Raw genomic sequence first — 13,856 nt, 5'->3', positions numbered from 1 at the left:
GAGTCTTCCGGCTCGTCAGCCCTTCGCCACCACCCGCGCGATCCACGCGAGCAGCACCGCCTCGACCTCGTCGCGGTTGGTCTCGTTCAGCGCCTCGTGGCGCGCGCCGCCGAACACGTGGCACGACACGTCGCGCAGCCCGGCCGCTCGGTAGCGCTCCACCAGCGGATAGAACCACTCGGCCTTGTTGCTCACCGGATCTTCGCCGCCGATGAACAGGTACAGGGGCAGTTCGGGGCGGATGGTCTTGCGCATGGCCTCGGGCGTCAGGGCGTCCAGCTTCGCGAACATCGAACCCAGCCCCTCCGGCGAGACCGTGAAGCCGCACAGCGGGTCGGCGATGTACGCATCGACCTGCGCGGGGTCGCGGCTGAGCCAGTCGAAGGGCGTGCGCACGTCGGGCAGCGCGGCATTCATGTCTTCGAGCTTGAAGCCCGACTGCAGCGCGGTTCCCAGCAGGTCGAGCGCCGAGGTGCCCGACAGTGCCGCGCCCGCGAGCAGCGAACCGTGCTCGACCAGGTAGTACTGCAGCGCGAACGAACCCATGCTGTGGCCCAGCAGGATCAGCGGCAGCCCGGGATGCACGCCTCGCACGTGGCGGCTCAGCAGCGCCATGTCGTCCACCAGCCCGGCGAACGCGCGCGGCCCGAACTCGCCCAGCTCACCACGCGCCTGCGCACCCTTGCCATGCCCGCGATGCTCGTTCGCATACACCACGTACCCCGCGCGCACGAATGACTCGGCCAGATGCCGGTAGCGCAGCGAATGCTCGCCCATGCCATGCGCGAGTTGCACGATGGCGCGCGGCGCCGTCGCCGTGCCCAGCCACCGATGGACCTCCACCGTGACGCCGTCGTTGGCGGTGAGCTCGAAGTGGGTCTCGGTGGTCGGCATGCAGTGCTCCATACAGTGATCGATGGAGCCGATCCTAGGGGCTGGTGAGTGGCGCTTCGATCAGGGGTTTCCTGCTTTTGTCGCGCGGTGGACAGTCAGCAAGTGCGACATCTTCTTCAACGCCGCCTCCGGCGTAGCCTCGATGTGAATCGAACACGCCAGCATCAGGTTCAGCTGCTGCCCGAAGTCCTCGACCGCGATGCTAGTTCCGGCTTCGCGCAGCACGCCGTTCGCGTCGACTTCGCACTGCAGCGCGGCGCGTACGCGGTCTGCGTAGCTGCCTTCGGGAACGCCGTAGGCCACGACCGGGATGCCCAGCGCGATCGCCGCGCCGACCTCGAACACGGTGCCCGAATCGGGCTCCATGCCCCTGAAGCTCGCAAGATTGGCGACGACGCCGTCCGCGCCGCGAAGGCGCTGCATGTTGGCTTCGTAGATCTGCTTCTCGGGCGCCTCGGAGCTCAGCTCTTCGTTGCCGTCGGCCGGCAGCAGGGCCGCGAGGCCCGCTGCTTCGCACGCGGCCGACAGCCTCACGAAATGCTCCCTGGCGTCGGGGCGAAAGACGTCCGGCCCCGCGAGGTAGATGCGCGGGCGGGCCGTGTTCCGGGGAGGCTGCTTGTCCATCGGCGCAGCATCGGCGATTTCGGGCTCTTGCTCAATCCTTGCGACATGGTGCAAAGCGAATTACCGATGGATGCATCGGCCCGCCGCCCCTGCCGCTGCTGCTTCGGGGAATCAGGCAAGAAGCTCGCACGAAGCGCCAAACGCTCCGCTTGAGCCTTCTCTACCGCAAAAGCACTACGCGGCACCGAGCGAGGGAAGCGGCGTGGCGCAGCCGGCATCGCAGTTTGCAGGATCAGGCAAAAACCGCGTTCGATTCGTCTACCGCTTCGGGCTCGCGAAAACGCACACTTCTCTGCATGCCCGGCCCACGCTCATTCCAGTGTGCGCCCCACGGCAGACAGATCAGCACGAGGAGTTCACCATGACCACGATCCAGGAAAAAGTCGTACTCATCACCGGCGCGAGCAGCGGCATCGGCGAAGCGACCGCCAGGCTGCTTGCGCGGCGCGGCGCCAAGGTGGTGCTCGGTGCGCGCCGCACCGACAGGCTCGCCTCGCTCGCGGCCGAGATCACGGCCACGGGCGGAACGGCGAGCTTCCAGCGGCTCGACGTGACGCACCGGCCCGACATGGAAGCGTTCGCCGAATTCGCACTCGAGACGCACGAGCAGATCGACGTGCTCGTCAACGCCGCGGGCGTGATGCCGATGTCGCCGCTGTGGAACCGCAAGATCGAGGAGTGGGAACTCATGATCGACGTGAACCTGCGCGGCGTGCTGCTGGGCATCGCGGCGGTGCTGCCGACGATGCAGGAGCAGGGCTGGGGCCACATCGTGAACGTGGCGCCGGTGGCGATGCACGGGCTGTCGCCGGGCTCGGCGGTGTACCACGGCACGCAGTACGCGGTGAACGCGATCTCCGAGGGCCTGCGGCAGGAGCATGCCGGCCGGCTGCACGTGACGGTGGTGAGCCCCGACGTGCACGGCCCCATCGATCCGCTGGCCGAGCGCATCGCGGCCAGCTACGCGCGCGAACGCATGCGCACCAACCGGCGCATCGCGGTGCCGGTGGATGCGGTGGCGCGCTCGATCGCGGGCGCCATCGAGGGCTACGGCATCACCGCCGGCGCAGTGCGCCCGCCCGCCAGGCAACATCAGCAGCAGCGGCCGCGCCCGGCCGAATACGCTCAGTAGGCTCAGTAGGTCTTGTAGGGCAGGAACTTGCCCGACAGCACCACGTTGACGCGGTCGCCCTTCGGGTCGGCCTCGCGCTGGATGTCCATGCTGAAGTCGATGGCGCTCATGATGCCGTCGCCGAATTCTTCATGGATGAGTTCCTTGATGGTGGTGCCGTACACGCTCACCACTTCGTACCAGCGGTAGATGAGCGGATCGGTGGGCACCGGCGTGGGCAGCGAACCCTTGTAGGGCACCACCTTCAGCCACTTCTGCTCCTCGGCGGTGAGGCCGAAGATCTTGCCGACGATCTTCGCCTGCTTGTCGTCGAGCGTCATCTGGCCCAGGCAGGCGGCGGTGGTCCACTCCTTCGAGAGGCCCACCTTCCTGGCCACGTCGGCCCACTGGATGCCCTTGCTGACCTTGGTGGCGATGATTTTCTCGGTGACGTCGTTGCGGTTCATGGGGTCTCCTGTTGAGTGAGCTCAGGCAAGCAACAGCCATGCCGGGGTCTTGCCCCCTCTCCCCCTCGGGGAGAGGGTTGGGGTGAGGGCGCGTCGGCGATGGATGGAGCGCGGCGGCATTGGCGCTCCGGCCCTCACCCTGACCCTCTCCCCGAGGGGAGAGGGAACAACACGAGGTCAGCGCGCCCAGTGGAACTTGCGGTCCGATTCCTTGATGGGCTGGTCGTTGATGCTCGCGAAGCGCCTCTGCATGAGGCCGTTCTCCGCGAACTCCCAGTTCTCGTTGCCATGGCTGCGATACCACTGGCCCGAGTCGTCGTGCCATTCGTACTCGAAGCGCACCGCGATGCGGTTGTCCATGAAGGCCCATAGCTGCTTCTTCAGGCGGTAGTCGAGCTCGCGCGTCCACTTGCGCGACAGGAACTCCACCACCTGCTCGCGGCCGTTGACGAAATCGGCGCGGTTGCGCCATTCGGTGTCGGGCGTGTAGGCCAGGCTCACGCGAACGGGGTCGCGCGAGTTCCAGGCGTCTTCGGCGGCCTGTACCTTCTGCGTGGCGGATTCGAGGGTGAAGGGCGGCAGCGGCGGGCGTGATTCCATGGTGCTTCTTTCGATGGAGGTTGAAGGGGAATGCGCCGGAATGTGCCACATGTAGACAGACCTGTCTACATGCCTACAATCGCGCCATGGACATCTCTTCCATCTCCGAACTGCCGGCGCGCGAGCGCATCCTGCGCACCGCGCACGACCTCTTCTACGCCGACGGCATCCGCGCCACCGGCATCGACCGCGTCATCGCCGCGTCGGGCGTCACCAAGGTCACCTTCTACCGGCACTACCCGTCGAAGGACGACCTGGTGCGGGCCTTCCTCGATCACCGCCACGGCCTGTGGATGGCATGGTTCGTCGATGCGCTCGGCCGGCTCGGCGCGCAGCAACGCATCGGCGGCGGCCAGGCGCTGGAGGTGCTGGCCGACGCGATGGCCGAGTGGTTCGCCGACCCGACCTTCCGCGGCTGCGCCTTCATCAACTCGGTGGTCGAGGTGGGCGGCAGCGTGAGCGGCGCGAGCGACATCTCGCGCGAGCACAAGCGCGAGATGGTCGAGGTGATCGCCGGGCTGCTGCCCGAATCACTGGAAAGCCCGCGCCGCATGGCGGTTGCGCAGGCTGCCGCGCTGGGCGTCGACGGCGCCATCGTCAAGGCGCAGATGGGCGGCGCCGCGCTCGCGCGCGAAGCGGTCGACGACCTGCGCCGGCTGCTTCAGGCGCTGGCGGCCACGCTGCCCGCCTCGACAGCCGCTACTTCACGACCATCAGCGTGAACGGCCACACGTAGGCCTGCAGCGTCACGTAGAAGCCCACGAGGCAGGCCAGCGCGATGGAGTGGAAGAACACGTAGCGCAGGATCTCGCCTTCATGGTTGAACCAGCGCGTGGCGGTGGAAGCCACCACGATCGACTGCGCGTCGATCATCTTGCCCATCACGCCGCCGGAGCTGTTGGCCGCGCCCATCAGGTTGGGGCTCAGGCCGAGCTGGTCGGCCGCCACCTTCTGCATGCCGCCGAAGAGCACGTTCGATGCGGTGTCGGAACCGGTGAGCGCCACGCCCAGCCAGCCCATCAGCGTGCCGAAGAAGGGATACAGCACGCCGGTGTTGGCGAAGGCCAGGCCCAGCGTGGTGTCCAGCCCCGAGTAGCGCGTGAGCGTGCCCAGCGCGAGCATCAGCACGATGGTGAGCAGCGAGAACTTCACCAGCCACAGCGTGCGGCCATAGGCGGCCACGAGCTGGATCGGGTTGTACTTCATCACCAGCCCGCCTACGATGGCCGACATCAGGATGCCGGTGCCCGTGGCCGAGAGCAGCAGCAGCTGGTAGACCGCACCCTCCTTCGTCGGCTTGGGCACCACCGGCGCCACCTTCTCGACCATGTTGTGCAGCCCGTCGATGGGAAAGCTCGGCGCGAAGATGCCGTTGAGCCAGGTCTTCACCGAGGGCAGGCCCCAGATGAAAACGAACACGGTGAGGATGAGCCACGGCGTCCAGGCGCGGATGACGGCGGCGCTCGAATGCTTCGTCGGCGCGACGGCCGCGGACGCCTCGCCGCCGTCGGCCTCGTGTCCCTTGAGCGACACCGAGGTCCAGACCTTCTTCGGCTTCCACACGCGCAGGAACGCGACCAGGCACACCATCGAGACGATGGCCGCGATGATGTCCACCAGCTCCGGGCCGATGTAGTTCGACACCAGGAACTGCGGAATCGCGAAGGACACGCCCGTGACCAGGATGGCCGGCCACACCTCCATCATTCCCTTGCGCCCCGCGAAGGCCCAGATGAGCCAGAACGGCACCAGCAGCGAGAAGAACGGCAGCTGCCGCCCGATCATCGCGGTGACCGCCATCAGGTCGTAGCCATGCACCTTGGCCAGCGTGATGACCGGCGTGCCCAATGCGCCGAAGGCCACCGGCGCGGTGTTGGCGATGAGCGAGAGCCCCGATGCCGCGAGCGGCGAGAAACCCAGCCCGATGAGGATGGCCGCGGTGACCGCCACCGGCGTGCCGAAGCCCGCCGCGCCCTCGAAGAAGGCGCCGAAGGCGAATGCGATGAGCAGCAGCTGCAGGCGCCTGTCTTCCGTGATGCCGGCGATGGAGTCCTGCAGCACCTGGAAGCTGCCGTTCTGCTGCGTGAGCTGCTGCAGGAAGATGATGTTCAGCACGATCCAGCCGATCGGCAGCAGGCCGGTGATGCCGCCGAGAAAGGCCGCCTTGCCTGCCATGTCGGCCGGCATGCCGAAGGCGAACACCGCGATGAGCACCGCGCTCAGCAGGCCCAGCCCCGCCGCGTAGTGCGCCTTGACGTGAAGCAACCCGAGGCACACCAGCATCACCACCACCGGTATCGCGGCCAGCGCCGTCGATACGATCATGTTGCCGAAGGGGTTGTAAACCTGTTGCCAGACCATTCGCTCATCTCCTGTTGTTATGGAAATTCTTCTGAGCCGGTGCTTCGGCCGGGCAGGACCGGAAGCGTTCGATACCATCCTACCCCGCTACCCCTCACGACAAAAGATGGTTTCTCCGCGTCTCCCCTCGACCCAGGGCCTGCAGGCCTTCGAGGCCGTCGCGCGGCTGCGCAGCGTGAACCTCGCGGCCGAGGAGCTCGCGGTGACGCCCAGCGCGGTGAGCCACCGCATCCGCCAGCTCGAACTGCTTCTGGGGCTGAAGTTCTTCACCGGCAGCGACTTCAGCCTCAGCGCCGACGGCATGGCCTACCTGGCGCGGGTGCGCGAGGCCATCTCGGCGCTGCGGCAGGTGCCGGGGCGCGAGCCCGAGTCGCAAGTGCGGCGGCTGCGCGTGGCGGTCACGCCGACCTTCTCGCGCCAGATGCTGCTGCCCCGGCTGGCGCGCTTTCGCGATGCCTACCCGAACATCGAGCTGATGCTGCAGGTGACCATGCCGGTGCGCAACACCACGGTGGAAGAGGCCGACATCGAGCTGCGCTTCGGCACCGGCCCCTTCCACGACCGCGAGTTCGTCCAGCTGCTGGCCGACGACGTCTCCCCGGTGTGCAGCCCCGCCTACCTCGAACGCCACGGCCCCTTCGAAGGCTTCGAGACCGACGCCGAGGTGTCGCGCGCACAACTGCTGCGCACGCCGCTGGAGTCGTGGCGCACCTGGTTCAAGGCCTGCGGCATCGGCCTGCCCGAGCCCGCCACGGGCCACCAGTTCAACGACCTCGGACTAGCGCTCGATGCAGCCGCCGAAGACTTCGGCGTGGTGCTCATGCACTTGCGCCTGGGCAGCGCCTGGCTCGACAACGGCCGGCTGGTGCGGCTGTCGCGGCGCAGCGTGCCCTCGCCCAACGCCTACTTCCTGTGCTGGAAGCCGGGCGCGATGGAGCGGTGGGAGTGCGCGACCTTCGTCGAGTGGCTGCGCGAGGCGCTGCGCGAGCGAGCGGCCTGAGCAGGGCACCTCGCATGCAGTCGGCCTGAATTTTTTTCAGCAGCGGGGCCGGCTTTTTTCAGATGGCGTCCCGCCCTGCCTGCAGATAATGGCCGGTTAGCTTCCGCCGATCCACCAAGAGAACCCGCCAGGAGACCGCCCGTGCCCGACCTTTCCAGGATCACCAACATCGAAGACCTGCGGGTGATCGCCAAGCGGCGCGTGCCGAAGATGTTCTACGACTACGCCGACTCCGGCGCGTGGACCGAGGGCACCTATCGCGCCAACGAGAGCGACTTCCAGAAGATCAAGCTGCGCCAGCGCGTGGCCGTGAACATGGAGGGCCGCTCGCTGCGCACCACCATGATCGGGCAGGAAACCGCGATGCCCGTGGCCATCGCGCCCACCGGCCTCACGGGCATGCAGCACGCCGACGGCGAGATCCTCGGCGCGCGCGCAGCCAAGGCCTTCGGCATTCCGTTCACGCTGTCGACCATGAGCATCTGCTCGCTGGAGGACATTGCCGAGCACACCGGCCGCCACCCCTTCTGGTTCCAGCTCTACGTGATGAAGGACCGCGACTTCATCGAGCGCCTGATCGAGCGCGCCAAGGCCGCCAACGTGACCGCGCTGCAGCTCACGCTCGACCTGCAGATCCTCGGCCAGCGCCACAAGGACATCAAGAACGGCCTGACCGCGCCGCCCAAGCCCACCATCAAGAACCTGATCAACCTCGCCACCAAGCCGCGCTGGTGCATGGGCATGCTGGGCACCAAGCGCCGCACCTTCGGCAACATCGCGGGCCACGCCAAGGGGGTGAAGGACCTGTCGTCGCTGTCGTCATGGACGGCCGAGCAGTTCGACCCCGCGCTGAGCTGGGCCGACGTGGAGTGGATCAAGAAGCTCTGGGGCGGCAAGCTCATCCTCAAGGGCGTCATGGACGTGGAGGACGCGCGCCTCGCGGCCGCAAGCGGCGCCGACGCGCTCATCGTGTCGAACCACGGCGGGCGCCAGCTCGACGGCGCCCCCTCCTCCATCGCGGCGCTGCCCGCCATCGTCGACGCGGTGGGCACCGAGATCGAGGTGTGGATGGACGGCGGCATCCGCAGCGGGCAGGACGTGCTCAAGGCCCGCGCGCTGGGCGCCCGCGGCACGCTCATCGGCCGCAGCTTCCTCTACGGCCTGGGAGCCTTCGGGCAGGAGGGCGTGACCCGCGCGCTGCAGATCATCCAGAAGGAGCTCGACATCACGATGGCCTTCTGCGGCCGCACGAACATCGACGACGTCGATTCGAGCATCCTGCTGCCTGGCACTTTCTGAGCCTGCAGGGCTTCACCGGAAGGCCCCTGCGGAGGTAGGCCGATGCGGCATCGGCCGACACGCGGTCCCTTCGTGCCGGCGCAGAATGTTTTGGAAACAACAACATTGCCTGCACGGCACAAGAAGGCACCATGAGCGCAGTCACGCCTACCTCGGGAGGCCCAGCGGCCTCTGCTTCATCTCCCCCGCACTACACGGCAGAAGAAAAGCGCCACCGCGTCTTCGCGATCATGGCGGCCTCCTCCGGCAACCTGGTCGAGTGGTTCGACTTCTACGTGTACGCCTTCTCGGCGCTGTACTTCGCGCCGGCCTTCTTTCCCAAGTCCGATCCCACCGCGCAGCTGCTGAACACAGCCGGCGTGTTCGCGGCCGGCTTCCTCATGCGGCCCATCGGCGGCTGGCTCTTCGGGAGGCTGGCCGACCGGCTCGGGCGCAAGACCTCGATGCTGATCTCGGTGACGATGATGTGCGGCGGCTCGCTCGTCATCGCCTGCCTGCCCACCTATGCGCAGATCGGCGCGTGGGCGCCTTTCCTGCTGCTGGTATGCCGGCTGTTCCAGGGGCTCTCGGTGGGCGGCGAATACGGCACCACCGCCACCTACATGAGCGAGGTGGCGCTGCGCGGCCAGCGCGGCTTCTTCTCTTCTTTCCAGTACGTCACGCTGATCGGCGGGCAACTGCTCGCGGTGCTAGTGATCGTGGTGCTCGAACAGTTGCTGACCGAGGCCGAGCTCAAGGCCTGGGGCTGGCGCATTCCCTTCGTGATCGGCGCCATCGCGGCGGTGGTGGCGCTGCTGCTGCGCCGCACGCTGCACGAGACGCAGACCGACGAGGCCAGGAAGAACAAGGAAGCCGGAAGCATCGGCGGCCTCTTCAGGCACCACACGCCGGCGTTCCTCACGGTGCTGGGCTACACGGCCGGCGGCTCGCTGATCTTCTACACCTTCACCACGTACATGCAGAAGTACCTCGTTAACACGGTGCACCTGCCGATCAAGACGGCAAGCTACGTCATGACATGCGCGCTCTTCGTCTACATGTGCATGCAGCCGGTGTTCGGCGCGTTGTCCGACCGCATCGGGCGGCGCAACAACATGCTGCTGTTCGGCGGCCTCGGCGCGCTGACGACGGTGCCCATCCTGACCGCGCTGCAGCACACGACCAGCCCCGTGCTGGCCTTCGTTCTCATCATCGCGGCGCTGGCCATCGTGAGCTTCTACACCTCGATCAGCGGCATCGTGAAGGCGGAGATGTTCCCGCCCGAAGTGCGCGCCCTGGGCGTGGGGCTGGCCTACGCGGTCGCGAACGCGATCTTCGGCGGCTCGGCCGAATACGTGGCGCTGGGGCTCAAGTCACTGGGACACGAGTCGGCCTTCTTCTGGTACGTGAGCGCGATGATGGTCATCGCCTTCCTTGTGAGCCTGAGGCTGCCGAGGCAGGCGAGCTACCTGCATCACGATCACTGACGCAGGAAGAAAAGAGGGCTGAAGGGCTGAGGCGGGCTACTCGGCCTCGCCCAGCCGCTGCGCCACCTGCTGCTTGCCCAGCCCGCGCACGGAGGCGAGGCTTTCGAGCTGCGCGGCCCGGGGCCGGGCCTTGCCCTGTTCCCAGTGGTAGATCGTCTGGCCCGACACGCCCACCAGCTTTCCGTAGGAAGCAGCGGAGATACCCAGCTTCGCCCGGTGGGAGGCCAGCCTGCCCGCGCTGAACCTGCGCTTCGGTCCGTCTTCGCCGGACTCGTCGGGCTCGCTCGCGCGCGCGCCGCGCGACGTGCCCTTGGCGACATTGCGCAGTTCCTTTTCCAGCGAACTTATCTGGCGGCGCAATGCAGCGATGGCCGCGCGATGGTGAACAGATGCCTTCTTGAGGGTTTCCATTTCCGCGCGAACTTCCTTGCGGGCCACGCGCGAAATCTCCGATTTAAGAATGGATGCAATATTTGGCATGGCGGCATTTTGCCCAGCAAATGTAAACACATGGCAAAAATACCGATCCCCGATCAAATTTGAATCTTTTGATTACAAACAGAATATCCGCCTCATTGCAGTCCATTTCTCGCCTTCCGGCGTCCATGGCGTGGGCGCCTGGAACTTCCACATCAGCTCTTCCCATTGCCTGATCTTCGGGTCGTCGCGCGTGGCAAGCGCCATCGCCTCGGGGTCGTGGCGCGCGTCGTCGGTTTCCATCAGCATCACCATGCGCGTGCCGAGGCGATGGATTTCCATGGCAGTCACGCCATGCGCCTTCAGGTGTTCGCGCACCTCGGGCCAGATATCGCGGTGATAAGCCTCGTATTCGGCGATCAGCGCCGGGTCGTCCTTCAAATCGAGGGCCAGGAAATGGCGCATGCACAGCTCCAGGAAAAAGCTTCGAGACGATCAGGTCAGTGCCCGGTCCAGATGCGTGTATCCGCCATCCACGAACACCCATTGCCCCGTGGTGTGCGAGGCGCGCTCCGAGAGCAGGAACACGACGTTGTCCGCGATCTCCTCGGGCGTGGTCATGCGCCGGCCCAGCGGGATCCTGTCGGTGATGTCGGCGAGCTTGCGGTCGGGTTCGTCGAAGGCGGAAATCCAGCGCTGGTAGAGCGGCGTCATCACTTCAGCCGGGATCACCGCGTTCACGCGCACGCCGTCTTCCAGCAACGAAGCGGCCCATTCGCGCGTGAGCGACAGCTGCGCACCCTTGGCCGCCGTGTAGCCACTGGTGTTGCCTTGTCCCGTGACGGCCGTCTTCGACGAGATGTTGACGATGGCGCCCTTGCTGGCCTTCAGATGCGGCAGGCAATGGTGCGCCATCACGTAGCAGTGAATGAGGTTTCGCTCCAGCGAAGAAACGAAGGCATCGCGCCCCGCCTCGAGCCCCACGCTGTCGTTCACGCCCGCGTTGTTGACCAGCCCGTCGATGCGGCCGAACGCGGCGGCCGTGTCGGCAATGGCCTTGACGCAGGCGGTCTCTTCCATCAGTTCGAGCTGGAAGAAGCGCGTGCGAGGCTGCAGCTTGCGCAGCGCTTCCTCGAAAGGCGCATCGAGCGGGTTCTTGCCGAAGATCACCGGCACCGCTCCTTCCTGCGCCAGCGTCATCGAGATGGCCGCGCCGATGCCGCTGCCGCCGCCGGTGACGATCACCACCTTGTCCTTCAGATGCAGGTCCATGCCTGGCGATGCCTTTCCTTGCTGTCTATCCCTTGAAGCGGTACTGCTCCAGCGACTGCGGCTTCATCGTGATCGAGAAGCCCGCGCCCTTCGGCGGCATGTAGGCCGCGTTGCGAACCTCGCAGGGCTCCACGAAATGCTCGTGCAGATGATCGACGTACTCGGCCACCCGGCCCTCGCGCGTACCCGAGATGCAGAGGTAGTCGATCATCGACAGGTGCTGCACGTACTCGCACAGCCCCACGCCGCCCGCGTGCGGGCACACGGGCAATTTGTACTTCGCTGCCATCAGCATCACCGCCAGGATCTCGTTCACTCCCCCCAGCCGGCAGGCGTCGATCTGCACCACGTCGATGCCGCCGCGCATGATGAACTGCTTGAACATGATGCGGTTCTGGCACATCTCGCCCGTGGCCACCTTCACCGGCGCGATGCCCTCGCGGATCCTGCGGTGGCCTTCCACGTCGTCGGGGCTGGTCGGCTCTTCGATGAACCACGGCTTCGCGAAGGCGAGCTGCCGCACCCAGTCGATGGCCTGCCCCACTTCCCACACCTGGTTGGCGTCGATCATCAAATGCCTGTCGGGCCCGAGCACCTCGCGCGCCACCTTCAGGCGGCGGATGTCGTCCTGCAGGTCGCGCCCCACCTTGAGCTTGATGTGGCTGAAACCCGCGTCGATCGCCTCCTGCGCGAGCCGCCGCAGCTTCTCGTCGGGATAGCCCAGCCAGCCGGCGGAGGTCGTGTAGCAGGGGTAGCCCTCGGCCTTCAGCGTGGCGATGCGTTCCTGCTTGCCCTTCGATGCTTCGCGCAGCAGTGCGAGCGCCTCGTCGGGCGCGATGCAGTCGGTGATGTAGCGAAAGTCGATGCAGCGCACCAGTTCCTCGGGCGACATGTCGGCCACCAGCTGCCACACGGGCTTGCCTTCGGACTTGGCCCAGAGATCCCACATCGCATTCACGATCGCGCCGGTCGCGAGATGGATCGCGCCCTTGTCGGGGCCGATCCAGCGCAGCTGGCTGTCGGAAGTCACATGCCGCCAGAAGCGCCCCATGTCCTCGGCCACCCATGCAAGGTCGAGCCCCACGACCAGATGCCGCATCGCCTCGATCGCCGCGCAGCAGATCTCGTTGCCGCGTCCGATGGTGAAGGTGAGCCCATGGCCCTCCAGCCCCGGCTGGTCGGTCTCGAGCACGACGTACGCCGCCGAGTAGTCCGGATCGGGGTTCATCGCATCCGAGCCGTCCAGATGCTGCGAAGTGGGAAAGCGCACGTCTAGCACGCGCATGGAGCGGACGATGGTCATGGGTTCCTATGGGTTCTTTCTTCGCCTGCGGATCAGTCGTACAGCACAGCCGCGATCTTGGGATCGGCGATGTTGGTCTTGTCGTACCAGAAGAAACCGGTGTCGACGATCTTCGGCAGCTTCTCGCCCTTGACGGCCTTCACCGCCATCTCGACGGTCTTGTAGCCCATGCCCACCGGGTTCTGCGTGATGGCGCCAGCCATGCTGCCGTCCATGATGGCGTTCTTCTGCTGCTTGCCGGAGTCGTAGCCGATGACCACCACCTTGCCGGTGCGCTTCATCTCGCGCACGCCGTTGACCACGCCGATGGCCGAGCCCTCGTTGGCGCCGAAGATGCCCTTGAGGTTGGGCGATGCCTGCAATATCGACTTGGTGATCTCGGTCGACTTCAGCTGGTCGCCGCCGCCGTACTGCACGCTCACGATCTTGATGTTCGGGTAAGCCGACTTGATGCGGTTGACGAAGCCGTCGCGCCGGTCCACGCCGGTGCGGCTGGTCTGGTCGTGCACTACCAGCGCCACCTCGCCGCTCTTGCCGATGAGCTCGGCCATCTTGTCGGCGGCCAGCGCGGCGGCGGCCTTGTTGTCGGTGGTGGTCGTGGTCACCGGAATGTCGCTGTCCACGCCCGAGTCGAAGGCCACCACCGGGATCTTCGCGGCCTGCGCCTTCTTCAGCAGCGGAATCGCGGCCTGGCTGTCGAGCGCGGCGAAGCCGATGGCCTGCGGCTTCTTGGCGAGCGCGGCCGAGAGCATGTCGATCTGCTTGTCGACCATGGCCTCGGTCTCGGGGCCTTCGAAGCTCACCTTCACCTTCAGGTCCTTGGCGGCCTGCTCGGCGCCTGACTTCACGGCCTGCCAGAACTGGTGCTGGAAGCCCTTGGACACGAGCGGGATGTAGATCTCCTGCGCCTGCTGTGCCTGCGCGAGTGCCGACACACCGGCAAGGGCCGCGCCCAGCGCGCAAGCGACGACTGTTCTTCTCTGGATCATGCGATGTCTCCTGTGGTTGTGGGGAACGAACGGATCGGGATCGGAAACGGGCG

At 66.4% G+C, this 13,856-nt stretch carries 15 protein-coding genes; 5 read left to right on the top strand and 10 right to left on the bottom strand.

Annotated features, from left to right (window positions below; all coding sequences use genetic code 11):
• Positions 1-15: 15 nt before the first annotated feature.
• Positions 16-894, bottom strand: coding sequence for an alpha/beta fold hydrolase (locus tag ABL838_RS07650; protein ID WP_418124946.1), 879 nt, complete (start codon positions 892-894; stop codon positions 16-18).
• Between the two features lie 60 nt (positions 895-954).
• Positions 955-1,518 (bottom strand): nucleoside 2-deoxyribosyltransferase, encoded by a 564-nt coding sequence (locus ABL838_RS07645; protein WP_418124945.1) that lies wholly within the window; start codon positions 1,516-1,518, stop codon positions 955-957.
• A gap of 361 nt (positions 1,519-1,879) precedes the next feature.
• On the opposite strand from ABL838_RS07645, the gene ABL838_RS07640 reads away from it, so the two are divergent.
• On the top strand, positions 1,880-2,650 hold the full coding sequence (locus ABL838_RS07640) for an SDR family oxidoreductase (RefSeq protein WP_369659306.1): 771 nt from the start codon (positions 1,880-1,882) through the stop codon (positions 2,648-2,650).
• 2 nt (positions 2,651-2,652) lie between these two features.
• Here the strand turns inward: ABL838_RS07640 and cynS are convergent, their stop codons facing one another.
• A complete protein-coding gene (gene cynS / locus ABL838_RS07635) occupies positions 2,653-3,096 on the bottom strand; it encodes a cyanase (protein ID WP_418124944.1) in 444 nt (147 codons plus the stop codon).
• Between the two features lie 177 nt (positions 3,097-3,273).
• A complete protein-coding gene (locus ABL838_RS07630; RefSeq protein ID WP_126022571.1) occupies positions 3,274-3,696 on the bottom strand; it encodes a DUF1348 family protein in 423 nt (140 codons plus the stop codon).
• Positions 3,697-3,782: 86 nt separating this feature from the next.
• On the opposite strand from ABL838_RS07630, the gene ABL838_RS07625 reads away from it, so the two are divergent.
• Positions 3,783-4,418, top strand: a complete 636-nt coding sequence (locus tag ABL838_RS07625) for a TetR/AcrR family transcriptional regulator (protein ID WP_418124943.1) — start codon at positions 3,783-3,785, stop codon at positions 4,416-4,418.
• Here ABL838_RS07625 and ABL838_RS07620 read toward each other — a convergent pair.
• Positions 4,396-6,057, bottom strand: a complete 1,662-nt coding sequence (locus tag ABL838_RS07620; RefSeq protein ID WP_418124942.1) for an L-lactate permease — start codon at positions 6,055-6,057, stop codon at positions 4,396-4,398. The genes ABL838_RS07625 and ABL838_RS07620 overlap by 23 nt on opposite strands.
• Positions 6,058-6,163: 106 nt before the next feature.
• Between ABL838_RS07620 and ABL838_RS07615 the strand changes: the two genes are divergently transcribed.
• From ABL838_RS07615 to ABL838_RS07605, 3 genes are all read left to right on the top strand, one after another.
• Positions 6,164-7,057, top strand: a complete 894-nt coding sequence (locus ABL838_RS07615; RefSeq protein ID WP_418124941.1) for a LysR substrate-binding domain-containing protein — start codon at positions 6,164-6,166, stop codon at positions 7,055-7,057.
• 141 nt (positions 7,058-7,198) lie between these two features.
• Positions 7,199-8,356 carry an alpha-hydroxy acid oxidase gene (locus ABL838_RS07610; RefSeq protein ID WP_418124940.1) on the top strand — a complete coding sequence of 386 codons (1,158 nt, stop codon included), beginning with the start codon at positions 7,199-7,201 and terminating at the stop codon, positions 8,354-8,356.
• Between the two features lie 131 nt (positions 8,357-8,487).
• Entirely contained in the window at positions 8,488-9,822 is a 1,335-nt protein-coding gene (locus ABL838_RS07605; RefSeq protein ID WP_369659312.1) for an MFS family transporter, read from the top strand.
• 36 nt (positions 9,823-9,858) lie between these two features.
• Here the strand turns inward: ABL838_RS07605 and ABL838_RS07600 are convergent, their stop codons facing one another.
• The 5 genes from ABL838_RS07600 to ABL838_RS07580 form a co-directional block, all read right to left on the bottom strand.
• A complete protein-coding gene (locus ABL838_RS07600; protein WP_418124939.1) occupies positions 9,859-10,302 on the bottom strand; it encodes a helix-turn-helix domain-containing protein in 444 nt (147 codons plus the stop codon).
• A 72-nt stretch (positions 10,303-10,374) separates the two neighbouring features.
• Positions 10,375-10,704, bottom strand: coding sequence for an L-rhamnose mutarotase (locus tag ABL838_RS07595; RefSeq protein ID WP_418124938.1), 330 nt, complete (start codon positions 10,702-10,704; stop codon positions 10,375-10,377).
• Positions 10,705-10,734: 30 nt separating this feature from the next.
• Complete coding sequence (locus ABL838_RS07590) at positions 10,735-11,511, bottom strand: SDR family oxidoreductase (protein WP_418124937.1); 777 nt, start codon at positions 11,509-11,511, stop codon at positions 10,735-10,737.
• 25 nt (positions 11,512-11,536) lie between these two features.
• Positions 11,537-12,814, bottom strand: coding sequence for an L-fuconate dehydratase (locus tag ABL838_RS07585; protein WP_418124936.1), 1,278 nt, complete (start codon positions 12,812-12,814; stop codon positions 11,537-11,539).
• A gap of 32 nt (positions 12,815-12,846) precedes the next feature.
• Positions 12,847-13,803 (bottom strand): ABC transporter substrate-binding protein, encoded by a 957-nt coding sequence (locus ABL838_RS07580; RefSeq protein ID WP_418124935.1) that lies wholly within the window; start codon positions 13,801-13,803, stop codon positions 12,847-12,849.
• Positions 13,804-13,856 lie beyond the last annotated feature (53 nt).

This window comes from Variovorax sp. 160MFSha2.1, from assembly GCF_048305075.1.
Classification (GTDB): Bacteria; Pseudomonadota; Gammaproteobacteria; order Burkholderiales; family Burkholderiaceae_C; genus Variovorax; species Variovorax guangxiensis.
Note: the sequence above shows the minus strand (reverse complement) of the source record. Positions and strands in the feature narration are given on the sequence as shown.